Source organism: Pseudomonas sp. GXM4 (genome assembly GCF_008923895.1).
Classification (GTDB): Bacteria; Pseudomonadota; Gammaproteobacteria; order Pseudomonadales; family Pseudomonadaceae; genus Aquipseudomonas; species Aquipseudomonas atacamensis.
The window spans coordinates 1-25,397 of record NZ_WBRZ01000048.1; the positions used below are offsets into that span (position 1 = coordinate 1).

The window sequence follows — 25,397 nt, forward strand, 5'->3', positions numbered from 1 at the left end:
CTCCCACAGTGGACGTGCAGTGACTGCACATCTGGTGTCAGGCGCAAATCAAATGTGGGAGCGAGCTTGCTCGCGAAGGCGGCGCAATGGGCGCCACAGCAATCAGCGGCGGTTAGCCCACCGCTGGCGCAACCACTCCAGATCTTCCGGCCGGGTGACCTTGAGGTTATCCGCCCGCCCTTCGATCAGACGCGGTGCCAGACCGGCCCATTCCATCGCCGAAGCCTCATCGGTTATCACCGCATCCGCAACCAGGCTGTCGGCCAACGCCCGATGCAACGCGCCGAGGCGAAACATCTGCGGCGTATACGCCTGCCAGATCACGCTGCGATCCACCGTTTCAACCACACGTCCGTTGTTATCAACGCGTTTGAGCGTGTCGCGAGCGGGCACCGCCAACAGACCACCGACCGGGTCATCCGCGAGTTCGGCAAGCAACTTGTCGAGATCATCGCGACTCAGATTTGGCCGGGCCGCATCGTGCACCAGCACCCAGTCGTCATCGTCGGCACCTTGCGCATGCAGATGCAGCAAGGCGTTTAGCACCGAAGCGGAACGCTCCGCCCCGCCATCAACCCGCTGAATGCGCGGATCGTTGACGCATGCCAGATTCGGCCAATAGGGATCTTCGACAGCAAGACTGACCACCAGGCCCTTGAGGCTCGGGTGATCGAGGAAACAGCCGAGGCTGTGTTCGAGAATTGTGCGCCCGCCCAGTTGCAGATATTGCTTGGGACGGTCCGCGGCCATTCGGGCACCGACGCCCGCGGCAGGAATCACGGCCCAGAAGGCCGGCAGGGAATCGATCATTGGGCCAGCTGGTAAAGGGTTTCGCCGTCCTTGACCATGCCCAGTTCGTGACGAGCCCGCTCTTCAACGGTCTCCATGCCTTTCTTCAGCTCGCTGACTTCAGCGTCCATCACCCGGTTGCGCTCCAGCAGGCCTTCGTTTTCGGCATGTTGCTCGGCGATCTGCTGTTTCAGCTCGGCGACCTGCGCCAGACTGCCATTGCCCACCCACAGGCGGTACTGCAGACCGGCCAGCAGCAAGAGCAAAACAAGAAACAACCAGTAAGGACTGCGCATCGAATATCAGGTATCCAGTGAAAAAAGACAGCCACGCATAATGTTGCAGCATCTGATAGCACGAAGCCTGGAAAGATCCAGGCTTGTGCTTAAGGCATCAGATTAGTGGCAAATCCATCGCTGTCACGACTTTTCCGACACAATCCGGTGTCCTTTGATCAGGTTGCGCTTAACCGCGGAACTCGGCACGGCCGTTGTACTTGGCCTTGCCGTTCAACTGCTCTTCGATACGCAGCAGTTGGTTGTACTTGGAAACGCGGTCGGAGCGGCACAGCGAACCGGTCTTGATCTGGCCAGCCGAGGTGCCCACAGCCAGGTCGGCAATGGTCGAATCTTCGGTTTCGCCGGAGCGGTGCGAGATCACGGCGGTGTAACCGGCAGCCTTGGCCATCTGGATGGCTTCCAGGGTTTCGGTCAGGGTGCCGATCTGGTTGAACTTGATCAGGATCGAGTTGGCGATCTTTTTATCGATGCCTTCTTTGAGGATCTTGGTGTTGGTCACGAACAGGTCGTCGCCCACCAGCTGGGTCTTCTCGCCGATCTTGTCGGTGAGGATTTTCCAGCCAGCCCAGTCGGATTCGTCCAGACCGTCTTCGATGGAGATGATCGGGTAACGCTCGGTCAGGCCTTTGAGGTAGTCGGCGAAACCTTCAGCAGTGAACACCTGGCCTTCGCCGGACAGGTTGTACTTGCCGTCTTCGTAGAACTCGCTCGCGGCGCAGTCCAGCGCCAGGGTCACGTCGGTGCCCAGCTTGTAACCGGCGTTAGCCACGGCTTCGGAGATCACTTTCAGCGCGTCTTCGTTGGACGCCAGGTTCGGCGCGAAACCGCCTTCGTCACCAACGGCGGTGCTCAGGCCACGAGCCTTCAGCACAGCTTTCAGGTGATGGAAAATCTCGGTGCCCATGCGCAGACCTTCCGAGAAAGACTTCGCGCCGACTGGCTGCACCATGAATTCCTGAATGTCGACGTTGTTATCGGCGTGCTCGCCACCGTTGATGATGTTCATCATCGGGACCGGCATCGAGTACACACCCGGGGTGCCGTTGAGGTTGGCGATGTGTGCGTACAGCGGCAGATCCTGATCCTGCGCAGCTGCCTTGGCCGCAGCCAGCGACACGGCGAGGATGGCGTTGGCGCCCAGGGTCGCTTTGTTTTCGGTACCGTCGAGCTTGATCATCGCTTGGTCAAGGGCTTTCTGGTCGCTCGGGTCGGTGCCCAGCAGCAGATCGCGGATCGGACCGTTGATGTTGGCTACCGCCTTGAGCACGCCCTTGCCCAGGTAACGGCTCTTGTCGCCATCACGCAGCTCGAGCGCTTCACGCGAGCCAGTGGATGCACCGGACGGCGCGCAGGCGCTACCGATGATGCCGTTGTCGAGAAGCACGTCCGCTTCCACGGTGGGATTGCCACGGGAGTCGAGAACTTCACGACCTTTGATGTCGACGATTTTTGCCATTGTTGTAAACACTCCAAAGTTGACGAAAACGACGCAGCTAGAGGAAATCTTTATCGTCGGCAAGCGAAGTACAGCGGGCAGACTTGCAGACGACAACGCTCACGCCCGAGGGCATGAGCGACAAATCGTGCGGTACTTTACCGGAGAATCGAGCGTTACGCGGTTTCTACCGTCGGAAAACTCTTCACCAGTTCGTCCAGAGCCTTGAGCTGGGCCAGGAATGGCTCCAGTTTGTCCAGACGCAAGGCGCAAGGGCCGTCGCATTTGGCGTTGTCCGGATCCGGATGCGCTTCGAGGAACAGACCCGCCAGCGACTGGCTCATGCCGGCCTTGGCCAGGTCGGTGACCTGCGCGCGGCGACCGCCGGCGGAGTCGGCACGACCGCCAGGCATTTGCAGCGCGTGGGTCACGTCGAAGAATACCGGGTATTCGAACTGCTTCATGATGCCGAAGCCGAGCATGTCGACCACGAGGTTGTTGTAGCCGAAGCTCGAACCGCGCTCGCAGAGGATCAACTGATCGTTACCGGCTTCCACGCACTTGTTCAGGATGTGTTTCATTTCCTGAGGTGCGAGGAACTGGGCTTTCTTGATGTTGATCACGGCATTGGTCTTGGCCATCGCGACGACCAGATCGGTCTGACGCGACAGGAAGGCCGGCAGCTGGATGATGTCGCAGACCTCAGCGACCACCGCAGCCTGATCCGGCTCGTGGACGTCGGTGATGATCGGCACGCCGAACGCTTGCTTGATATCCTGGAAGATGCGCATGCCCTCTTCCAGGCCAGGACCACGATACGAAGTCACAGAAGACCGGTTGGCCTTGTCGAAGCTGGCCTTGAACACGTAAGGAATACCGAGTTTCTCGGTGACCTTCACGTACTCTTCGCAAACCTGCATGGCCATGTCACGGCTTTCCAGCACGTTCATGCCGCCGAACAGCACCATGGGTTTGTCGTTGGCAATCTCGATGTCGCCGACGCGGATGATCTTCTGTGCCATCGGGTTACGCCTTCTTCTGGTGTTGAGCCAACGCGGCTTTGACGAAACCGCTGAACAGCGGATGACCGTCGCGTGGGGTCGAGGTGAACTCAGGGTGGAACTGGCAGGCGACGAACCATGGATGATCCGGCGCTTCAACCACTTCGACCAGCGCAGCATCGGCGGAACGACCGGAGATTTTCAGGCCGGCTTCGATGATCTGCGGCAGCAGGTTGTTGTTCACTTCGTAGCGGTGACGGTGACGCTCGACGATCACGTCCTTGCCGTAGCAATCATGGACTTTGGAGCCCGGCTCAAGCAGGCAATCCTGTGCGCCGAGACGCATGGTGCCGCCCAGATCGGACGCTTCGGTACGCACTTCGACAGCGCCGGTGGCGTCTTCCCACTCGGTGATCAGGCCGACAACCGGATGGCCGCTGGCACGATCGAACTCGGTGGAGTTGGCGTCTTTCCAGCCCAGCACGTTACGGGCGAACTCGATGACCGCCACTTGCATGCCCAGGCAGATACCGAGGTACGGAACCTTGTTTTCGCGAGCGTACTGAACGGCAGTGATCTTGCCTTCCACGCCACGCAGACCGAAGCCGCCCGGCACCAGAATCGCGTCGACACCTTCGAGCAGCGCAGTGCCCTGGTTCTCGATGTCTTCGGAATCGATGTAGCGCAGGTTGACCTTGGTGCGGTTGCTGATACCGGCATGACTCATCGCTTCGATCAGCGACTTGTAGGCGTCGAGCAGTTCCATGTACTTGCCGACCATGGCGATGGTCACTTCGTGTTCCGGGTTCAGCTTGGCATCGACCACTGCGTCCCACTCGGACAGGTCGGCGCTGCCGCACTGCAGACCGAAACGCTCAACGACGAAATCGTCCAGACCCTGCGAATGCAGGATGCCCGGGATCTTGTAGATGGTATCGGCGTCTTCCAGCGCGATTACCGCACGCTCTTCAACGTTGGTGAATTGCGCGATCTTGCGACGCGAAGACACGTCGATCGGGTGATCGGAACGGCACACCAGCACGTCTGGCTGCAGACCGATCGAACGCAGTTCCTTGACGGAGTGCTGGGTCGGTTTGGTCTTGGTTTCGCCAGCGGTGGCGATGTACGGCACCAGCGTCAGATGCATCAGCATCGCGCGCTTGGCGCCGACTTCGAAACGCAACTGGCGGATGGCTTCGAGGAACGGTTGCGACTCGATGTCACCGACGGTGCCACCGATTTCGACCATCGCCACGTCAGCGTCACCGGCACCCTTGATGATGCGGCGCTTGATTTCGTCGGTGATATGCGGGATTACCTGGATGGTTGCACCCAGGTAGTCGCCACGGCGCTCTTTGCGCAGCACGTGCTCGTAGACACGGCCGGTGGTGAAGTTGTTGTTCTGGGTCATGGTCGTGCGGATGAACCGCTCGTAGTGCCCCAGATCCAGGTCGGTCTCGGCGCCGTCATGGGTGACGAACACTTCACCGTGCTGGAACGGACTCATGGTGCCTGGATCGACGTTGATGTACGGATCCAGCTTCAGCATGGTGACCTTAAGCCCCCGCGCCTCCAGGATAGCCGCCAATGAAGCCGAGGCAATGCCTTTCCCCAATGAAGAAACAACACCGCCCGTGACGAATATGTAGCGCGTCATGAAAAACCCTAGAAGTCTGCGTTAAAGCGGAACGAGCCGCCGGGGAAAGCGAAGGAAGGCCGAAGCCCCCGATCACCTGCATTAATCACAGTGCACCTTTCGAAAAAACCGCCGCGTTGTGACAGACCGGCAGATGAAACACCGGTACGTTGCTCGCTACACATTTTTTGGAATCGCCCAGCAAAGACTGCTTGGTAATCGGCAACTCCTGCAATTCAGGCGAATCCACAGAAGTTGTATCAAGAAGGGAGCGTAGTCTACCGGAATGCTCCTTTCAGCTCAAACCTTGATCTTCGTCTGTTGGCTGCCAGTGCAATGTCCAGCCTTCGTCCATCTGACCAGCAAGACCCGGCAGGTTCGCCACGGCGAGCAACTCTTCGCCACGAAACAGCAGCGGCAATCTGCCACGCACGAAGGCCGGGACCGCGCGCTCGTTGAGCAGACGCTTGAGATCACGGCTGCCGCGCTCAGCCAATTGCATGACCTCACCGCCCTGCCGATAGGCAATACGCAAAGGCCCGGATGGAGCATGCCCGTGGAGCATGACGCGTCCGTTATCCGGCAAGCGTAGCGCTGAAGTCGGGGTCTGCCAGTCGGCGCCGATCACTGGCGTGCGCAACCAACTGTCGCTCAGCCACCAGACGCGACCGGCGCTGCGGTGCAGCTCTCCGTCGGCCAGACGCCAGATCGGTGAAGCGTCGGCGCCGGCATTGCACAGCGTTGTCCAACCCGACCAATGGTCAGCATCTGGCAGCCGGGTCAATGGTTCGAGCCAGTGGCTGAGGGCATTTCGCTGGCGCGCGTCAGACAACGCCCTCAATGGTGTCAGCTCCAGCGATGGCACACCCAGCCAAGCGAATTCATGGGGCGTTTCGGCTTGTGCGAGATCGATCTGCGCCAGCTCATCGAGCAAGCCCTGCGCCTCACGCAGATGCGCAGCCGTTCGCGCCATGCTGGCCTGCGCTTGCGGCCAGCGCTCGGCCAGCAGCGGCATGACTTGATGGCGCAGGTAATTGCGCGAAAACTGCCGGTTCTGGTTCGACGGGTCTTCGATCCAGCGCAACTGATGCGCCTGTGCATAACCTTCCAGCTCAGCACGGCTGACATCCAGCAACGGTCGAACCAGCATGCCCTGCCCCACTGGGCGCTGCTGCGGCATCGCCCCGAGCCCGCGTACACCGGCACCGCGCAACAGCCGAAACAGCAGCGTTTCCGCTTGGTCATCGCGGTGCTGGCCAGTCAGCAACACGTCATTGGTCTGCGTCAGCGAACTGAACGCGGCATAACGCGCATCCCGCGCCGCCCGCTCCAGGCTCGCCCCGCCCTTTACGGTCACCCGCTCCACTTGCAAAGGAATGTCCAGCGCATCGCAAACGTCTTGGCAATGTTGCGGCCACGCATCGGCCGCAGCCTGAAGGCCGTGGTGGATATGAATGGCGCTGAGCGCAGGGAGGGATTCAGTGTTCGCCAGGGTGGCGAGCAGATGCAGGAGGACGGTGGAATCGAGGCCACCGGAGAAGGCGATGCGCCAGTGAGCGACGTGGCGCCAGGGCTCAAGGTTCAGCAGAAGACGGGATGGCAAATCAATCGAGCGTTCACCCATGTCTTTACCCTCGCCGGAAACCAAATGTGGGAGCGAGCTTGCTCGCGAAAGCTGATTAACATTCAACAATTTCGTCGTCTGTTATAACGCCTTCGCGAGCAAGCTCGCTCCCACAGTGTTTTGCATCGTCAGCCAAATCGGCGCTCGATTAGAGACCGTAGCTCATCAGGCGATCGTAACGGCGCTTGAGCAGCGCTTCGTTATCGAACTGCTTGAGCATCGCCAGTTGCGAGCTCAGCTCGGCGCGGATCGAAGCGGCGGCAGCAGCCGGGTCACGATGGGCGCCGCCCAGTGGCTCGCTGATCACCTTGTCGACGATACCCAGGCCTTTCAGACGCTCAGCGGTGATGCCCATCGCTTCAGCGGCATCCGGTGCTTTCTCGGCGGTTTTCCACAGGATCGACGCGCAACCTTCCGGCGAGATCACCGCGTAGGTCGAATATTGCAGCATGTTCAGTTGGTCGCAGACGCCGATGGCCAGTGCGCCGCCGGAACCACCTTCACCAATTACAGTGGCGATGATCGGAGTCTTCAGACGCGCCATCACACGCAGGTTCCAGGCAATCGCTTCGCTCTGGTTGCGCTCTTCAGCGTCGATGCCAGGGTAGGCACCCGGGGTGTCGATGAAAGTCAGGATCGGCATCTTGAAGCGCTCGGCCATCTCCATCAGACGGCAGGCCTTGCGGTAGCCTTCCGGACGCGGCATGCCGAAGTTGCGGCGAACTTTCTCACGCACTTCACGACCCTTCTGGTGGCCGATGATCATCACCGGCTGGTCTTCCAGACGGGCGATACCGCCAACGATGGCAGCGTCGTCGGAGAAGTGACGGTCGCCGTGCAGTTCGTCGAACTCGGTGAAGATGTGCTCGATGTAATCGAGGGTATACGGGCGTTTCGGGTGACGCGCCAGGCGTGCGATCTGCCAGCTGGTCAGCTTGCCGAAGATGTCTTCGGTCAGCGTCTTGCTCTTGTCCTGCAGGCGGGAGATCTCATCGCCGATATTCAGCGAATTGTCATTACCGACCAAGCGCAACTCTTCGATCTTGGCTTGCAGGTCGGCGATCGGCTGTTCGAAATCTAGAAAATTCGGGTTCATAGGCGTCCGTCTTGGGTCGTGTCCCAAGTGAGCTTGGGCCGGCCGGTTGTCTATTCGCGCCCTACCTTAAGGGAGAGGCGCGCTGAGGTCGAGATTAAAAATTCAGGTTGCGGGCAAGCGCAATGATGGCACTTGCCGGTCAACGGTATTGGAGGAAGACGTTGTCTCGCCCGAACTGGTCACGCAGGGCTTGAATCAAGGTATCCGCCGGGTCGATCCGCCAGGTCTCGCCGAACTGCAGCAAGGTCTTCGCATCCGGGCTGGTGTACTCCATGGTCACCGGGCACGCGCCGCGATGACGCTTGAGCAGTTCGCCCAACCAGCGTAGCTGATCGCCCTTCAGATCCTGAGTGTGCAGCTTCAGGCGCAGGCTTTCGGCCAGATTGGTCCGCGCATCCTCCATGCTCATCACCCGCTTGACCCGCAGGCGCAGGCCGCCGGAGAAGTCGTCGTTGCTGACCTCGCCTTCGACCACCACCATCGCGTCGGTCTGCAACAGTGATTGCGCCGAATGGAACGCATCGGCAAACAGCGACGCTTCGATCCGCCCGGAGCGGTCGTCGAGGGTGATGAAGCCCATCTTGTCGCCTTTCTTGTTCTTCATCACCCGCAGGGCAATGATCATCCCCGCTACGGTTTGCGTGTCACGCGCCGGTTTCAGGTCGATGATGCGCTGACGGGCGAAGCGGCGGATCTCGCCTTCGTATTCGTCGATCGGGTGACCGGTCAGGTACAGGCCCAGGGTATCTTTTTCACCCTTGAGGCGTTCCTTGAGGGTCAGTTCCTTGGCCTTGCGATGGGACGCGTAGACGTCGGCATCCTCTTCGACGAACAAGCCGCCAAACAGGTCGGCGTGGCCACTGTCGTGGGTCCGCGCAGTCTGCTCGGCCGCCTTGATCGCCTCTTCCATCGCCGCCAGCAATACCGCGCGGTTACGGTCGATGTTGGCCTGATAGGCCTTTTGTTCGTCGTGGAAATACGGGCCGAGGCGATCCAGCGCGCCGCTGCGAATCAAGCCATCAAGAGTACGTTTGTTGATGCGTTTGAGGTCGACCCGCGCGCAGAAATCGAACAGATCCTTGAACGGACCGGCCTGACGCGCTTCGGTGATCGCTTCCACCGGACCTTCACCGACGCCTTTGATCGCGCCGAGGCCGTAAACGATGCGGCCGTCGTCGTTCACCGTGAACTTGAACTCCGAAGTGTTCACGTCCGGCGCGTCGAGGCGCAGCTTCATCGTCCGCACTTCTTCGATCAAGGTCACGACCTTGTCGGTGTTGTGCATATCCGCCGAGAGTACCGCGGCCATGAACGGCGCCGGGTAGTGAGCTTTCAGCCACGCGGTCTGGTACGACACCAGGCCGTAAGCGGCGGAGTGGGATTTGTTGAAGCCGTAACCGGCGAACTTTTCCACCAGGTCGAAAATGTTACCGGCAAGATCCGCATCGATCCCGTTGGTCGCGCAACCCTCAATGAAACCGCCGCGCTGCTTGGCCATTTCTTCAGGCTTTTTCTTACCCATCGCCCGACGCAGCATGTCCGCACCGCCGAGGGTGTAACCGGCCATGACCTGAGCAATCTGCATCACCTGTTCCTGATACAGGATGATGCCGTAAGTCGGCGCCAGTACCGGCTTCAGACCGTCGTACTGGTAGTCCGAGTGCGGATACGCCAGTTCGGCGCGACCGTGCTTACGGTTGATGAAGTCGTCCACCATGCCCGATTGCAGCGGGCCCGGACGGAACAGTGCCACCAGTGCGATCAAGTCTTCCAGGCAGTCGGGCTTGAGCTTTTTGATCAGCTCTTTCATGCCTCGCGATTCAAGCTGGAACACCGCCGTGGTTTCGGCTTTTTGCAGCAACTGGTAGGTCGGCTTGTCGTCCAGCGGGATAAAGGCGATATCCAGCGGCGGCTCGTTGACCTTGGCGCGGTCGCGGTTGATGGTTTTCAGCGCCCAGTCGATGATCGTCAGGGTACGCAAGCCGAGGAAGTCGAACTTCACCAGACCGGCGGCCTCAACGTCGTCCTTGTCGAACTGGGTCACCAGACCGTCACCGGCCTCGTCGCAATAGATCGGCGAGAAGTCGGTCAATTTGGTCGGCGCGATCACCACACCACCGGCGTGTTTGCCGACGTTACGCACCACGCCCTCGAGCTTGCGCGCCATCTCCCAGATTTCCGCCGCTTCTTCATCGACCTTGATGAAGTCACGCAGGATCTCTTCCTGCTCGTAGGCTTTTTCCAGGGTCATGCCGACTTCGAACGGAATCATCTTCGACAGACGATCCGCCAGGCCATAGGACTTGCCCTGCACCCGCGCCACGTCACGGACCACAGCCTTGGCGGCCATGGAACCGAAGGTGATGATCTGGCTCACCGCATTGCGGCCGTATTTCTCGGCCACGTAATCGATCACCCGGTCACGGCCGTCCATGCAGAAGTCGACGTCGAAGTCGGGCATCGAGACCCGTTCCGGGTTGAGGAAACGTTCGAACAGCAGGTCATATTCCAGCGGGTCGAGGTCGGTGATCTTCTGTACGTAAGCCACCAGCGATCCGGCACCCGACCCACGGCCCGGACCTACCGGTACGCCGTTGTTCTTGGCCCACTGGATAAAGTCCATCACGATCAGGAAGTAACCAGGGAAGCCCATCTGGATGATGATATCCAGCTCGAAATTCAAGCGGTCGACGTAGACCTGGCGCTTGGCTTCGTAGTCTTCGGTGGTGTCCTTGGGCAGCAGCACCGCCAAGCGTTCTTCGAGCCCTTCGAAGGAGACCTTGCGGAAATATTCGTCGATGGTCATGCCATCGGGAATCGGGAAGTTGGGCAGGAAGTGCGTGCCCAGCTTCACTTCGATGTTGCAGCGCTTGGCGATCTCGACGGTGTTTTCGATGGCGTCGGGAATATCGCTGAACAGCTCGAGCATTTCCTCGGCGCTTTTCAGGTATTGCTGATCGCTGTAATTCTTCGAGCGGCGCGGGTCATCGAGGGCGCGGCCCTCACCGATGCACACGCGGGTTTCGTGTGCGGCGAAGTCTTCCTGCTTGATGAAACGCACATCGTTGGTCGCCACCAGCGGCGCACCGAGCTTGTCGGCCAGCGCCACGGCGCCATGCAGCTGTTCTTCATCGTTGGGGCGGTTGGTGCGCTGGATTTCCAGATAGAAGCGATCCGGGAACACCGCCATCCACTCGCGGGCCAGCGATTCGGCTTCCGCCGGGTTGCCGCCGATCATGGCCATGCCGATCTCGCCTTCTTTGGCGGCGGACAGCATGATCAAACCTTCGTTGGCCTCGGCCACCCACTCGCGCTCGACGATGACCATGCCGTTGCGCTGGCCTTCGATGAAGCCGCGCGAGATCAGCTCGGTGAGATTGCGATAACCCTGAGCGTTCATCACCAGCAGGCTGAGGCGGCTCAGCGGCGCATCCGGGTCCTTGTTCGCCAGCCACAGGTCTGCGCCGCAGATCGGCTTGATGCCGGCGCCCATGGCGTTTTTATAGAACTTGACCAGGGAACACATGTTGTTCTGGTCGGTGACCGCGACCGCCGGCATGTTCATGGCGGTCAGCGCTTTGACCAGCGGCTTGATCCGCACCAGCCCGTCGACCAGGGAGTATTCAGTGTGCAGGCGTAGATGAACGAATGAAGCCGGCATAGTGATCCTGTCCAGTTACATAGAGACAACGAGGCCCGGATTGTACCGGGCCTCGAATAAAACATCAGCCTTGCGCCTAAACCTGCGTCAGGCTTTCCCGCGCCTCGTAAGCCAGGCGTACCGGGGCGAACGAGCGGCGGTGAATCGGCGTCGGGCCGAGCCGCGCCAGCGCTTCCAGATGAACGGGCGTCGGATAGCCTTTGTGGCCACCGATGCCGTAGCCCGGGTAGATCAATTCGAACGCCGCCATTTCGCGGTCACGACTGACCTTGGCCAGAATCGACGCCGCCGCGATCGCCGGCACCTTGCCGTCGCCCTGAATCACCGCCTCGGCACGCATCGGCAAATGCGGGCAGCGGTTACCGTCGATCATCGCCAGCTTCGGCTGAATATGCAGACCGGCAACCGCGCGCTGCATGGCCAGCATGGTCGCGTGGAGGATATTCAGATCGTCGATTTCTTCAACTTCGGCGCGGGCAATACACCAGCTCAGGGCTTTCTCGCAGATCTCGTCGTAGAGCTTTTCGCGCTTGGCTTCGGTGAGCTTTTTCGAATCGTCGAGGCCGAGGATAGGCCGGTTCGGATCGAGAATCACTGCTGCCGTTACCACCGCACCGCACAACGGGCCACGACCGACTTCATCAACACCGGCGACCAGTTCTTCGACTTCGGCTACCAGAGTGAAATCCAGGCCCATTTGCATGCTTGTCTTGCTCATTGTGTTTTGCCGATCAGGTCAAGGACGGCTTGCGCCGCCTGATTGGAAGCATCGCGCCGCAGCGTGCGGTGGATCTCGTCGAAACCGCGGGTCTGTTCATCACCACCATCGATCAAGGGCGACAGTGTCTGCGCCAAGGCTTCGACAGTCGCATCATCCTGCAACAACTCCGGCACCAGCAAGCGCTGAGCAAGCAAATTGGGCAGCGACACGTACGGGCTCTTGACCATGCGTTTGAGAATCCAGAACGTCAGCGGCGCCAACCGATACGCCACCACCATCGGCCGCTTGTACAGCAGCGCTTCAAGGGTAGCAGTGCCGGAGGCGATCAACACCGCGTTGCACGCGGCCAGGGCCAGATGAGATTTACCGTCGAGCAAGGTTACCGGCAAATCCCGGCCAGCAAGCAAGGCCTCGAGTTGCACCCGGCGTTCCGGGTTTGCACAAGGCATGACAAAGCGCACGCCCGGACGCATCGCGCGCAGACGTTCGGCGGTGTCGAGGAACAGCGCACCGAGGCGACTGACTTCCCCGCCACGGCTGCCCGGCATCAGCGCTACCAGCGGACCGTCGGCCAAGCCCAGTTCGGCGCGTGCAGCGGCGCGGTCGGCTTGCAGCGGAATGGTATCGGCCAAGGTGTGACCGACGAAACGCACCGGCACGCCTTTCTCTTCGTAGAATTTCGCTTCGAACGGCAACAGGGTGAGCATCAGATCGCAGCCTTCGCGGATCTTCAGCACCCGTTTCTGCCGCCATGCCCACACCGACGGGCTGACGTAATGCACGGTCTTGATCCCGGCCTGACGCAGCTTTAGTTCGATATTGAGGTTGAAATCCGGCGCATCGATGCCGATGAACACGTCCGGCTTGGCGGCGATCAGTGTGGCAATCAGCTCCTTGCGGCGCTTGAGCAACTCACGCAGCCGACCGAGGACTTCGACCAGGCCCATGACCGACAGGCGCTCCATGGGGAAGTACGAGGTCAGGCCTTCGGCCTGCATCAGCGGACCGCCGACACCGATGAACTCGACTGCCGGGTGCTGAGCCTTGAGCGCACGCATGAGGCCGGCGCCGAGAATGTCACCGGAAGCCTCACCCGCCACCAGCGCAATACGCAGATTGGCCATGATCAGCGGGTGATGCCGCGAGTCGATGCCTGGATCGAATCACGGAACACGGCGACTTCGGGGAACTGCGCAGACGGTTCTGCCAGCTCGGCCAGCGCCTGTTCGACCGTCAGGCCCTGCCGATAGACCGTCTTGTAGGCACGGCGCAGCGCATGAATCGCGTCTTCGCTGAAACCGCGACGGCGCATGCCTTCGAAGTTCATGCTGCGCGCTTCGGCCGGGTTGCCGAACACGGTGACGAACGCCGGAACATCCTTGCCGATCGCCGTGCCCATGCCGGAAAAGCTGTGGGCGCCGATGTGGCAGTACTGATGCACCAGTGTGAAACCGGAGAGGATCGCCCAGTCGTCAACGTGTACATGCCCGGCCAACGCAGTGTTGTTGACCAGAATGCAGTGGTTGCCGATGACGCTGTCATGGCCGATGTGGGCATAGGCCATGATCAGGTTGTGATCACCCAGGGTGGTTTCCGAACGGTCCTGCACGGTGCCACGGTGAATGGTCACGCCTTCACGAATGACGTTGTGGTCGCCGATCACCAGGCGGGTTTCCTCGCCTTTGTACTTCAGATCCGGGGTGTCTTCGCCTACCGAAGAAAACTGGTAGATGCGATTGTGCTTACCAATGCGGGTCGGCCCCTTGAGGATCACGTGCGGCCCGATCACGGTACCCTCGCCGATTTCCACACCTGCGCCGATGATCGACCACGGGCCGACCTCGACGCCGTCAGCCAGAACGGCGGACGGATCGATGATTGCGCGAGGGTCAATCAAACTCATACTTTCTGTTCCGCGCAGATGATTTCTGCCGAGCAGACCGGCTTGCCGTCCACCGAAGCCTGGCACTCGAACTTCCAGATCTTGCGCTTGCAGCTGATGAAGGTCGCTTCAAGGATCAACTGATCGCCCGGCTTGACTGGCTGGCGGAAGCGCAGCTTGTCGGAACCGACGAAGTAATACAGGGTGCCGTCGGCCGGTTTGACGTCGAGCATCTTGAAACCGAGGATCCCGGCAGCCTGAGCCATCGCTTCGATGATCAGCACGCCCGGCATGATTGGATGCGCAGGGAAGTGACCATTGAAGAACGGTTCATTGATGCTGACATTCTTGTAGGCGCGAATTCGCTTGCCTTCAGTGTCCAGTTCCACCACCCGGTCCACCAGCAGGAACGGGTAACGGTGAGGCAGGTATTCGCGAATCTCGTTGATGTCCATCATTTCAGGGGAAAGCCTATGTAAAGATTGGGAGCGCGACTGACGCGCACTCCTCTAGCAAATCAAGGAGGCAGTCCAGAGGCTGTGCACACTTGATATGGAAATGGTATCAGCCATCAGATGAAGCATTGCCGTCAGGGGTCACTTCCCCAACGCGCTTTTCCAGCTGTTTCAACCGTCGCGCGATGTCATCGAGCTGACGGATGCGGGCCGCGCTTTTGCGCCATTCGGCCGCCGGTTGCATGGCTGTGCCGGAAGAATAGGCGCCCGGCTCGGTAATCGAGTGAGTCACCATGGTCATCCCGGTCAGGAAAACGTTGTCGCAAATGTCAATGTGGCCGACCAGACCAACACCGCCGGCGAGCATGCAGTGCTTGCCGATCTTGGTGCTGCCGGAAATGCCAACGCACGCGGCCATGGCGGTGTGATCACCGACCTGGACGTTGTGCGCGATCTGGATCTGGTTGTCGAGCTTCACGCCATTGCCAATCACGGTATCGGCCAGAGCGCCGCGGTCGATGGCGGTGTTCACGCCGATCTCGACATCGTCGCCGATGGTCACGCCACCGATCTGGGCGATTTTCTGCCAGACGCCTTTTTCGTTGGCGAAGCCGAAGCCCTCACCGCCGATCACTGCGCCGGACTGAATCACCACACGCTTGCCGATGCACACATCGTGATAGAGCGTGACGCGCGGAGCCAGCCAGCCGCCTTCACCGATTTCGCTGCGCGCGCCGACTACGCAATGCGCGCCCAGCGTGACCTGTGCAGCGATGCGTGCACCGGCTTCGATCACCACGAACGGACCGATGCTGGCACTCGGGTCAACCACCGCGTCCGCCGCGATCACCGCTGTCGGATGAATCCCGCCAGCCGCTTTTGGCTTTGGATCGAACAGATGCGAAATACGTGCATAGGCAAGGTAAGGATCAGGCACCACCAGGGCATTACCGGCAAAACCCTCAGCGTCGGCTTCCTTGAGCAGCAGTGCAGCTGCTTGAGAACCGGCCAGGTATTTGCGGTATTGGGGATTTGCCAGAAAGCTCAACTGAGCTGGGCCAGCCTCTTGCAAAGTGGCTAGCCCAGTAATTTGCCTCTCGGGGTCGCCACGCAGGGTGGCGCCGAGGTGCTCGGCCAACTGGCCGAGCCTGATAGTCACGGTCATGGGTTACTTCAGCTGATTCATGCGCTCGATAACCTGGCGCGTGATGTCGTACTGAGGTTTGACATCGATGACTGCGCCACGCTCGAACACCAGGTCAAAACCACCTTTCTTGATGACTTCTTCCACGGCACTGTCCAGTTTCGGCTTCAGTTGCTTGAGCATTTCACGGTCGGCAACGGCTTTGGCTTCATTCAGTTCCTTGGACTGGAACTGGAAGTCACGAGCCTTTTGCTTGAATTCCAGCTCCAGACGCTCACGCTCGCCCTGCTGCATTTTGTCGCCACCGGCCATCAGACGGTCCTGAATGCCTTTGGCGCTGCTTTCCAGGGTTTTCAGCTTGGTCAGTTGCGGACCGAACTTCTTCTCTGCATCCACCGCGTACTTCTTCGCCGCGTCGGATTCCAGCAGTGCCATCTGATAGTTCAGCACGGCAATTTTCATGTCGGCGAACGCCGGGCCTGCCACCAGTACGGAGGCCAGGAGAACCAATTGAGTCAACTTACGCACGATGCACTCCTACAAAATCCATTGTCGTTATCTTGGGTCAGACGCTTAGAACGTCTGGCCGAGGGAGAATTGGAACACTTGAGTTTCAGCGTCATCCGGTTTCTTGATCGGCATCGCCAGGGCGAAGCTCAGCGGCCCCAGTGCGGTGACCCAGGTCACGCCGACACCGACGGAACTGGCCATGTTGCTCAGGCTGATGTCGTTGCACTGAGTGCTGGACGTCGAACCCGCGCTAGCGTTGGTGGTCTTGTCGCACTTGGAATCGAATACGTTACCCACGTCCCAGAACACCGAGGTCCGCAGCGAACGCTGATCTTTAACGAACGGCAGCGGGAACAACACTTCAACGCCACCTTGAATCAACACGTTACCACCGAATGGCAGCGGATCCTGATCCGGATCGGCAAGCGTACCCGAGTTACCCGTTACAGCTGCACCGCGGCTCGGTGTACTGCGTGGACCCAGCGTGCTGTCCTTGAAGCCACGTACGGAGTTGAAGCCGCCCGCATAGTAGTTTTCGTAGAACGGCAAGCCGTCGGTCGAACCGTAACCGTCGCCATAACCCAGTTCGGTGTGCAGGCGCATGGTGTAGTTTTCAGTGATCGGCTGGAACAGCTGACCACGGTAATCAAGCTTGAAAAAGGAAAGGTCGCTACCCGGGATGGTGGTTTCCAGAGTCAGGCTCTGGGACCGGCCACGGGTCGGCAGCACGCCTTTGTTCAAGGTGGACTCGGACCAGCCGGCAGACGCCTTGAAGTTCAGGTACTTGTCGCCTTCCTTGTTAACGAAGTCGAAAATCTCGTCAACGGTGTAGCTACCGGTACTGATTTCGTCCTGCTGAACGGAAGCACCGAAGGTCAGACGCGAAGTCTCGCTGATCGGGTAGCCGATGTTCACACCAGCGCCCAGGCTGTCTACCGCGTAACTCGAAAGGTCGGTGTCGAGCTCGTCGTAGTCAGTAGTGCGATAGAACGCGTTGTAACCCAGGCTCACGCCATCAGCGGTCCAGTACGGGTCCACGTAGCCGAAGTTGTAGCGGCTCTGGTATTCGCTGCGGGTCAGACCGATGCTGACGCGGTTACCGGTACCGAGGAAGTTGTTCTGGGTGATCGAACCACCGAGGATCAGACCGGCGCTCTGGGCGAAACCGACGCTGGCGGTGATCGAACCGGAAGCCTGTTCTTCAACGGCGTAGTTCACATCAACCTGGTCGTCGACACCGGGCACGGCCGGGGTTTCAACGTTGACTTCTTTGAAGAAGCCCAGACGTTCCAGACGGGTCTTGGACTGGTCGATCAGGTAGGTCGAAGCCCAGCCGCCTTCCATCTGACGCATTTCACGACGCAGCACTTCGTCTTCGGACTTGGTGTTGCCACGGAAGTTGATGCGGTTGACGTAGGCACGCTTGCCCGGATCAACAGCGAAGAGGATGTCCACAGTGTGGTCGTCGTCATGGGGCTGAGGCACGCCGTTGACGTTGGCGAAGGTGTAACCCTCGTTACCCAGACGACGGGTGATCAGCTCGGAGGTGGTGGTCATCAGCTTGCGCGAGAACACCTGGCCCTTCTGCACCAGCAACAGCGACTTGATCTGCTCTTCAGGGACTTTCAGGTCGCCACTGAGCTTGACGTCACGAACGGTGTACTTCTCGCCTTCGGTGACGTTGACGGTGATGTAGACGTGCTTCTTGTCCGGGGTAATCGATACCTGGGTCGAAGCGATGTCCATGTTGATGTAGCCGCGGTCCAGATAGTAGGAACGCAGACGCTCCAGGTCACCGGAGAGTTTTTCACGGGCATATTTGTCATCGTTCTTGAAGAACGACAGCCAGTTGGTGGTTTTCAGTTCGAACAGGTCAGTCAGGTCTTCCTCAGGGAAAACCGTATTGCCTACCACGTTAATGTGCTGGATGGCGGCAACGGTACCTTCGTTGATCTTCACCTTCAGACCCACGCGGTTACGCGGCTGCGAGACCACTTCGGTATCGACGGTAGCGGAGTAACGACCCTGGGCAACGTACTGACGTTGCAGTTCGTTACGCACACCCTCGAGGGTGGCGCGCTGGAAGATTTCGCCTTCGGCCAGACCGGATTGCTTCAGGCCCTTCATCAAGTCTTCAGTAGAGATCGCCTTGTTGCCTTCGATCTCGATACTGGCGACCGAAGGACGCTCGACCACGGTGATGACCAGAACGTTGCCTTCGCGGCCCAGCTGGATATCTTGAAAGAAACCGGTTTTGAACAACGCACGAGTGGATTCCACCAGGCGACGATCATCCGCCTGCTCGCCGACGTTCAACGGCAAGGCACCAAAGACGCTACCCGCGGAGACCCGCTGGAGGCCATTGACGCGAATATCAGAGATAGTGAAGGACTCGGCGTGAACTTCGGCGATCATCAATACGGTGAGAACCGCAGTTAGCAGCAGACGTTTCATGAAGTCCTTTCTTATTCCAACTGGCAATAAACAAACTGCCGCAAAATGCGGCAGATTCGCAATTCAGCGAAGCGTTACAGTCGACCCAGATCGTTGACCAGAGCAAGCAACATCACCCCGACCACCAAACTGATACCGATCTGTATCCCCCAACCTTGCACCCGATCCGACAAGGGGCGACCACGCACCCACTCGATCAGATAAAACAACAAATGCCCCCCATCCAGTACAGGAATGGGCAGCAAATTCAGAACCCCCAGGCTAATACTCAGATAAGCAAGGAAATTCAGGAAATCAGCGACGCCCGACTGGGCAGAAGCGCCCGCCACTTTAGCAATGGTTATCGGTCCACTCAAGTTTTTTACCGAGAGCTCGCCGAACAGCATTTTCTTCAGTGAATCCAGCGTCAGAATGCTCATGGTCCAAGTGCGACGGGCACCCTCGCCAATCGCGGCCAGCGGGCCATAGCTGACTTCGCGGATCATTTCCGGTGGCCAGTCGATGGCTTTGACGCCAGCGCCCAGATAACCGCTTGGCGCTTTGCTTTCACCGCGTGCCGCCAGGGTCACAGGGACGTCGATTTGAGCATTGTCGCGCTCGATGCGCAGCATGATTTTGGTATCAGGACGCGTACGAACGGTATCGACCACTTGCTGCCAGTCATCGAGCGGCTGGCCATCAAGCGCCAGCAATCGATCGCCGGTTTTCAGCCCCGCCGCCTGAGCCGGGCCGTTCGGATCCAGTTCGGCAAGCACCGGCGGCAAGGCCGGACGCCAAGGACGAATGCCCAGCGAGCGGATCGGATCCGGCTCGTCGGCGCCTTTTAGCCAGTTATCCAGTGCCAGCGTGCGCGGCGACTCAGCGGTCGAACCCTGCTCGCGTACCAGCAATTGAATCGCACCGCTCTCACCGAGACGGCGCACCAGTTGCAGATTGACCGCAGCCCAACCTGACGTTGGCTCGCCATCGATCGATACAATCTCCTGGCCAGCGTTCAGACCTGCCTTGGCGGCAATGCTGCCCGACTCGACTGCGCCGATGACCGGACGCACCTGCTCGCTGCCGAGCATCGCCAGCACCCAGAAGAACACCAGCGCCAAAAGGAAGTTGGCAATCGGGCCGGCTGCGACGATGGCGATACGCTGACGTACCGATTTGCGATTGAACGACTGATCGAGTTGATCGACCGGCACTTCGCCTTCGCGCTCGTCGAGCATCTTGACGTAGCCGCCCAGCGGAATCGCGGCGACCACGAACTCGGTGCCTTGCTTGTCATGCCAGCGCAGCAACGGCATGCCAAAGCCCACGGAAAACCGCAGAACCTTGACGCCACAGCGACGCGCGACCCAGAAGTGGCCGAATTCGTGGAAGGTGACCAGCACACCCAGGGCGATCAGGGTGCCGGCAATCATATAGAGCGCGCTCATCTACTTTCTCCGCAATCCTGTTCAGTGTCGCGTGTCGCCGTTGCGTTACAAAAAACTATCGGCCGTGCCGACTCAACCATTGCTCAGCCAGCAATCGCGCTTTCGCGTCCGCCGTAAATACGGCGTCGAGGTCGTGCAGCGCCACCACCGGCTCCAGATTCAAGACTTCCTCGATGATACTCGCGATTTCAAGGTATCGAACCCGTCCGTCGAGAAACGCTGCCACGGCCACTTCATTGGCCGCGTTGAGCATCGCCGGCGCGCTGTCGCCAGCTTCGGCCGCCTGACGGGCCAAACGCAGACAGGGGAAACGGCTTTCATCGGGTGCTTCGAAATCCAGTCGCGCAATGGCGAACAGATCCAGTGGCGGTACGCCGGAATCGATACGCTCAGGCCAGGCCAGGGCGTTGGCGATCGGCGTGCGCATGTCGGGGTTGCCCAATTGCGCCAGCACCGAGCCATCCACATAGTCGACCAGAGAATGGATCACGCTTTGCGGATGAATCACCACTTCGACCTGAGTCGGTTTGGCATCGAACAACCAGCAGGCTTCGATCAGTTCCAGACCCTTGTTCATCATGCTTGCCGAATCCACGGAGATCTTGCGCCCCATGGACCAGTTCGGATGCGCGCAAGCCTGTTCCGGCGAAACATGCGCCAGCTCGGACATCGGCGTCTGCCGGAAAGGACCGCCAGAGGCCGTCAGCAAGATCCGCCGCACACCCACCGAGCTCAAGCCGCGGGCGAAATCCGCGGGCATGCACTGAAAAATCGCGTTGTGCTCACTGTCGATCGGCAGCAGCACCGAGCCACTTTTGCGCACGGCCTGCATGAACAGCGCGCCGGACATCACCAGCGCTTCCTTGTTGGCCAGCAGAATCTTCTTGCCCGCCTCGACCGCCGCCAGTGTCGGACGCAAACCCGCCGCACCGACAATGGCCGCCATGACCGCGTCGACTTCAGACGCGGAGGCAACCTGACACAGGCCCTCCTCGCCTACCAGCACACGAGTCGGCAAACCGGCTGCACGCAAGTCATCCTGCAACCCACGCGCCGCAGCACCTTCAGGCACCACGGCAAATTGCGGTACATGACGAACGCACAGCGCGAGCAATTCGCTAAGACGGGTGAAACCACTCAATGCAAAAACCTGATAACGCTCAGGATGACGGGCAATCACATCCAGGGTGCTCAGACCGATCGAACCGGTCGCACCCAACACGGTAATCTGCTGGGGACGACTCACGGGGCGGCCATCCAGAGCAATACGGCGAACACCGGAATGGCTGCGGTCAGGCTGTCGATGCGATCCAGCACGCCACCATGGCCGGGCAGCAGATTACTGCTGTCCTTGATGCCGGACTGGCGCTTGAACATGCTTTCGGTAAGGTCACCGACCACGGAAATGAAGACGATCACTGCCGCGCCGATCAGGCCTTTGAGCAGCTCGGCCACGGTCCAGTCGCGCACCAGACCGACAATCGCGGTAATCACCAGACTCAGCGCCAGACCACCGTAGACGCCTTCCCAGCTCTTGCCCGGGCTGACCTGCGGCGCCAGCTTGCGCTTGCCGAACTTGCGCCCGGAAAAATAAGCCCCGATGTCCGCGCCCCAGACCAGCACCATCACCGCCATGATCAACCAGTTACCCAGCGGGTACTGCTTGATCTGCACCAGACCCTGCCACGCAGGCAGCAGGATCAGCAGGCCGATCAGCAGCTTGGTTGCCGCCGTGGACCAGTGCGCGCTGGAGCGTGGATACGTCAGCACCAGATAAGTCGCAATCGCCCACCAGATCACCGATGCACCGAGCACCCAAGGCGCAAGGCCTGGCAGCACATACATGACAAACAGCATCAAGGCGACCACAGCGGCAAAGCCGACGCGGAACGACTGTGCGGTGAAGCCGGCCAGACGCGCCCATTCCCAGGCACCGAGGCTCACCACCAGGCCGATGAACAGCGCGAAGCCGGCACCTGTGAGCAGGAAAAACCCGCACAAGGCAATCGGCAGCAGGATCAGTGCAGTGATGATTCGTTGTTTAAGCATTAAACCCGGGCTCCAGCTTCGACCTGTTCGCTCGTTTTACCGAAGCGACGCTGGCGTGAAGCGAAATCGGCCAGCGCGGTGCGCATGGCGTCGTGTTTGAAGTCCGGCCAGAACAGGTCGGAGAAGTACAGCTCGGCGTAGGCCAGCTGCCACAGCAGGAAGTTGCTGATGCGATGCTCGCCACCGGTGCGGATGCACAGGTCAGGCAACGGCAGATCGCCGGTAGCCAGACACGTTTGCAGCAGATCCGGGGTAATGTCCTCCGGGCGCAAGTGCCCGGCCTGGACTTCACGCGCCAGACGTTGCGCGGCCTGAGCGATATCCCACTGGCCGCCATAATTGGCTGCGATCTGCAGGACAAAGCGGTTGGCACCGACCGTCATGGCCTCAGCCTCGCGCATCGCCGCCTGAAGCTCAGGGTGGAAGCGCGAGCGATCGCCAATGATGCGCAGGCTGATGTTGTTGTCGTTGAGGCGCTTGGCCTCACGACGCAAGGCCTTGAAAAACAGGTCCATCAAGGCGCTGACTTCATCGGCCGGGCGCTGCCAGTTCTCACTGGAGAAAGCGAACAGGGTCAGGACTTCGACCTTGGCCTCAGCGCACACCTCGATCACCGCCCGCACAGCATCCACGCCCGCTTTATGCCCGGCGACACCCGGCATAAAGCGTTTTTTCGCCCAGCGATTATTGCCATCCATGATGATCGCGACATGGCGCGGCACCGCGGACGGCGCAGTCTGCTTGGTCTTGTCCATTTAAAGCTCGACCCTTATACGGCCATCAGGTCTTTTTCTTTCTCGTCCGTGGCCTTGGTGATCTGGGCCTCGGATTCCTTGGTCAGCTTGTCGACATCAGCGATGGCACGACGTTCTTCGTCTTCACTGATTTCCTTGTCCTTGACCAGTTTTTTCAGCTCGCCCAAGGCATCGCGACGGATGTTGCGCACGGCTACGCGCGCGTCTTCGGCTGCACTGCGGGCCTGCTTGGTGAAGCCTTTGCGCGTTTCTTCGGTAAGGGCAGGCATCGGAATCAACAGCAACTCGCCCAGATTGGTCGGGTTGAGGTTCAGACCGGCGCTCTGGATTGCCTTGTCGACGGCAGCGAGCATGTTGCGCTCGAAGGCCACGACCTGCAGGGTGCGCGAATCTTTCACGGTGACGTTGGCAACGCCGCTCAGCGGAGTGTCAGTGCCGTAGTAAGGCACCATGACGCTGCCAAGGATGCTCGGATGAGCCTTGCCGGTACGAATCTGGCCGAACGCGTGGTTCAGAGATTCCAGGGATTTCTGCATACGCGCTTGGGCGTCTTTCTTGATTTCGTTGATCATTGTTGGCCTTCCTCGATCAAAGTCCCTTCAGCGCCGCCGTGCACAATGTTCAGCAGGGCGCCGGGCTTGTTCATGTTGAATACGCGCAGCGGCATCTTGTGATCGCGGCACAGGCAGATAGCAGTCAGATCCATTACACCCAGCTTGCGATCCAGTACTTCATCATAAGTCAGATGATCGAACTTCTCGGCATGCGGGTCTTTGAACGGGTCTGCGGTGTACACGCCATCAACCTTGGTGGCCTTGAGCACAACGTCGGCGTCGATTTCGATTGCACGCAGGCAGGCTGCCGAATCCGTGGTGAAGAACGGATTGCCGGTACCGGCCGCGAAGATCACGACGTCCTTGGAGTTCAGGTGACGCATGGCTTTGCGGCGATCGTAGTGATCGGTCACACCGACCATGGAAATGGCCGACATGACGATGGCCGAGATATTGGCACGTTCCAGCGCATCGCGCATGGCCAGGGCGTTCATCACAGTGGCCAGCATGCCCATGTGGTCGCCCGTGACCCGATCCATACCGGCTTTGCTCAGGGCTTCGCCACGGAACAGGTTGCCACCGCCGATGACCAGACCGACCTGCACGCCGATGCCGACCAGTTGGCCGACTTCCAGCGCCATGCGATCCAGTACCTTCGGATCGATCCCGAACTCTTCCGAGCCCATCAGGGCCTCGCCGCTAAGCTTGAGTAGAATGCGTTTATAGCGAGCCTGATAACCACTGCCCTGCTGAGCCATTGCGAATCTCTCCTGCGGCGTATTTAAAATTCTTTGCGAGCTGTTTACAGCTGGCGTTCACTCTAGCTTGGCGCTGCTGCAGCGCCATCGGAACATGGCTTTGTAAGTCAGTTCCGGGTGGAAACCAAATAAAAAATTGGTACCCCATCTGAAAAGAGGCTGCGCGCGTTAGCGGGCAGCCTCTTTCGGGCGACAGTTGAAAAACCGTCTTATTGCTTGGCGGCAGCCAGCTGGGCAGCAACTTCTTCAGCGAAGTTGTCGACCGGCTTCTCGATGCCTTCGCCTACTTTGAAGTAAGTGAAGGAAACGATTTCAGCACCGGCTTTCTTGGCCAGTTCGCCAACCTTGACTTCAGGGTTCTTGACGAACGCCTGCTCGACCAGGCTCGCTTCTGCCAGGAACTTGCTGATACGGCCCTTGACCATGTTCTCAACAATGTTTTCTGGCTTGCCTTTGATCTTTTCTTCGTTCAGCTGCAGGAACACAGCTTTCTCACGCTCGATCGCTTCGTCGGAGACTTGCGAAGGCAGCAGGAACTCAGGGTTGCTTGCAGCAACGTGCATAGCGATGTCTTTGGCCAGCTCGACGTCACCGCCTTTCAGGACAACAGCAACACCGATCTTGTTACCGTGCAGGTAAGTGCCGACAACGTCACCTTCTACGCGTACCAGACGACGGATGTTGACGTTCTCGCCGACTTTGGCAACCAGAGCTTCACGAGCCGATTCCTGAGCGGCGATCAGCGGAGCTGCGTCGGTCAGTTTTTCGTCGAAAGCTTTTTCTACGCTGGCAGCAACGAAGTTCTTGAAGTCGTCTTGCAGGGCCAGGAAGTCGGTCTGCGAGTTGACTTCCAGCAGCACGGCTGCCTTGTCATTCGATTTGATGGCGATTGCGCCTTCAGCGGCAACGTTGCCAGCTTTTTTCGCAGCCTTGATGGCGCCCGAAGCACGCATGTCATCAATGGCTTTTTCGATGTCGCCGTCAGCCTTTTCCAGGGCTTTCTTGCAATCCATCATGCCTTCGCCGGTACGCTCGCGCAGTTCTTTGACCAACGCTGCAGTAATTGCTGCCATTTTCAAATTCCTCTTGGATAGGTTTTCAACCATTCCACCCGATCGAACGGGCGTTCAATTCTTCCCGAACCACC

The 25,397-nt window shown here is 59.5% G+C and carries 22 protein-coding genes; all 22 read right to left on the minus strand.

The window, feature by feature from the left end; genetic code table 11:
* Nucleotides 1–102: 102 nt before the first annotated feature.
* The 22 genes from ispD to tsf all read right to left on the minus strand — a co-directional run bounded on the left by ispD (nt 103) and on the right by tsf (nt 25,323).
* Nucleotides 103–810 carry a 2-C-methyl-D-erythritol 4-phosphate cytidylyltransferase gene (gene ispD, locus F8N49_RS09300; protein WP_110645900.1) on the minus strand — a complete coding sequence of 236 codons (708 nt, stop codon included), beginning with the start codon at nt 808–810 and terminating at the stop codon, nt 103–105.
* Nucleotides 807–1,085, minus strand: a complete 279-nt coding sequence (gene ftsB, locus F8N49_RS09305) for a cell division protein FtsB (RefSeq protein ID WP_016771460.1) — start codon at nt 1,083–1,085, stop codon at nt 807–809. The genes ispD and ftsB overlap by 4 nt, the downstream gene beginning before the upstream one ends.
* Nucleotides 1,086–1,254: 169 nt before the next feature.
* Nucleotides 1,255–2,544, minus strand: coding sequence for a phosphopyruvate hydratase (gene eno, locus F8N49_RS09310; RefSeq protein WP_041478121.1), 1,290 nt, complete (start codon nt 2,542–2,544; stop codon nt 1,255–1,257).
* Between the two features lie 155 nt (nt 2,545–2,699).
* Nucleotides 2,700–3,545, minus strand: coding sequence for a 3-deoxy-8-phosphooctulonate synthase (kdsA, locus tag F8N49_RS09315; protein ID WP_122751950.1), 846 nt, complete (start codon nt 3,543–3,545; stop codon nt 2,700–2,702).
* A gap of 4 nt (nt 3,546–3,549) precedes the next feature.
* Complete coding sequence (locus F8N49_RS09320) at nt 3,550–5,181, minus strand: CTP synthase (RefSeq protein ID WP_016771462.1); 1,632 nt, start codon at nt 5,179–5,181, stop codon at nt 3,550–3,552.
* Between the two features lie 274 nt (nt 5,182–5,455).
* Nucleotides 5,456–6,784 carry a tRNA lysidine(34) synthetase TilS gene (tilS, locus tag F8N49_RS09325; RefSeq protein ID WP_151551213.1) on the minus strand — a complete coding sequence of 443 codons (1,329 nt, stop codon included), beginning with the start codon at nt 6,782–6,784 and terminating at the stop codon, nt 5,456–5,458.
* 148 nt (nt 6,785–6,932) lie between these two features.
* Nucleotides 6,933–7,880: an acetyl-CoA carboxylase carboxyltransferase subunit alpha gene (locus tag F8N49_RS09330; protein WP_016771465.1), complete on the minus strand. Its 948-nt coding sequence runs from the start codon at nt 7,878–7,880 to the stop codon at nt 6,933–6,935.
* A 139-nt stretch (nt 7,881–8,019) separates the two neighbouring features.
* Entirely contained in the window at nt 8,020–11,541 is a 3,522-nt protein-coding gene (gene dnaE / locus F8N49_RS09335) for a DNA polymerase III subunit alpha (RefSeq protein WP_110645898.1), read from the minus strand.
* A 76-nt stretch (nt 11,542–11,617) separates the two neighbouring features.
* Nucleotides 11,618–12,244, minus strand: a complete 627-nt coding sequence (gene rnhB, locus F8N49_RS09340) for a ribonuclease HII (RefSeq protein ID WP_016771466.1) — start codon at nt 12,242–12,244, stop codon at nt 11,618–11,620.
* An 11-nt stretch (nt 12,245–12,255) separates the two neighbouring features.
* On the minus strand, nt 12,256–13,386 hold the full coding sequence (lpxB, locus tag F8N49_RS09345) for a lipid-A-disaccharide synthase (RefSeq protein WP_151551215.1): 1,131 nt from the start codon (nt 13,384–13,386) through the stop codon (nt 12,256–12,258).
* A gap of 2 nt (nt 13,387–13,388) precedes the next feature.
* Nucleotides 13,389–14,165: an acyl-ACP--UDP-N-acetylglucosamine O-acyltransferase gene (gene lpxA, locus F8N49_RS09350; RefSeq protein ID WP_016771468.1), complete on the minus strand. Its 777-nt coding sequence runs from the start codon at nt 14,163–14,165 to the stop codon at nt 13,389–13,391.
* Nucleotides 14,162–14,602, minus strand: coding sequence for a 3-hydroxyacyl-ACP dehydratase FabZ (gene fabZ, locus F8N49_RS09355; RefSeq protein WP_016771469.1), 441 nt, complete (start codon nt 14,600–14,602; stop codon nt 14,162–14,164). Before fabZ ends, lpxA begins: the two co-directional genes overlap by 4 nt.
* Before the next feature lie 106 nt (nt 14,603–14,708).
* A complete protein-coding gene (gene lpxD / locus F8N49_RS09360) occupies nt 14,709–15,764 on the minus strand; it encodes a UDP-3-O-(3-hydroxymyristoyl)glucosamine N-acyltransferase (RefSeq protein ID WP_071174541.1) in 1,056 nt (351 codons plus the stop codon).
* Between the two features lie 3 nt (nt 15,765–15,767).
* Entirely contained in the window at nt 15,768–16,271 is a 504-nt protein-coding gene (locus F8N49_RS09365; protein ID WP_003222140.1) for an OmpH family outer membrane protein, read from the minus strand.
* 45 nt (nt 16,272–16,316) lie between these two features.
* The gene (gene bamA / locus F8N49_RS09370) at nt 16,317–18,707 is read right to left on the minus strand and encodes an outer membrane protein assembly factor BamA (protein WP_071174540.1); all 2,391 of its coding nucleotides are present in this window, start codon (nt 18,705–18,707) and stop codon (nt 16,317–16,319) included.
* 74 nt (nt 18,708–18,781) lie between these two features.
* Nucleotides 18,782–20,134 (minus strand): sigma E protease regulator RseP, encoded by a 1,353-nt coding sequence (gene rseP / locus F8N49_RS09375; protein ID WP_071174539.1) that lies wholly within the window; start codon nt 20,132–20,134, stop codon nt 18,782–18,784.
* Nucleotides 20,135–20,189: 55 nt separating this feature from the next.
* A complete protein-coding gene (gene ispC, locus F8N49_RS09380) occupies nt 20,190–21,380 on the minus strand; it encodes a 1-deoxy-D-xylulose-5-phosphate reductoisomerase (RefSeq protein WP_122747630.1) in 1,191 nt (396 codons plus the stop codon).
* Nucleotides 21,377–22,183 carry a phosphatidate cytidylyltransferase gene (locus F8N49_RS09385; RefSeq protein WP_071174537.1) on the minus strand — a complete coding sequence of 269 codons (807 nt, stop codon included), beginning with the start codon at nt 22,181–22,183 and terminating at the stop codon, nt 21,377–21,379. The genes ispC and F8N49_RS09385 overlap by 4 nt, the downstream gene beginning before the upstream one ends.
* Nucleotides 22,183–22,938, minus strand: coding sequence for a polyprenyl diphosphate synthase (gene uppS, locus F8N49_RS09390; protein WP_016771475.1), 756 nt, complete (start codon nt 22,936–22,938; stop codon nt 22,183–22,185). Before uppS ends, F8N49_RS09385 begins: the two co-directional genes overlap by 1 nt.
* A 14-nt stretch (nt 22,939–22,952) precedes the next feature.
* Nucleotides 22,953–23,510: a ribosome recycling factor gene (gene frr, locus F8N49_RS09395; protein WP_151551217.1), complete on the minus strand. Its 558-nt coding sequence runs from the start codon at nt 23,508–23,510 to the stop codon at nt 22,953–22,955.
* Nucleotides 23,507–24,250 carry a UMP kinase gene (gene pyrH, locus F8N49_RS09400; protein ID WP_003222124.1) on the minus strand — a complete coding sequence of 248 codons (744 nt, stop codon included), beginning with the start codon at nt 24,248–24,250 and terminating at the stop codon, nt 23,507–23,509. Before pyrH ends, frr begins: the two co-directional genes overlap by 4 nt.
* Before the next feature lie 209 nt (nt 24,251–24,459).
* Complete coding sequence (gene tsf, locus F8N49_RS09405) at nt 24,460–25,323, minus strand: translation elongation factor Ts (protein ID WP_016771476.1); 864 nt, start codon at nt 25,321–25,323, stop codon at nt 24,460–24,462.
* Nucleotides 25,324–25,397: the final 74 nt, after the last annotated feature.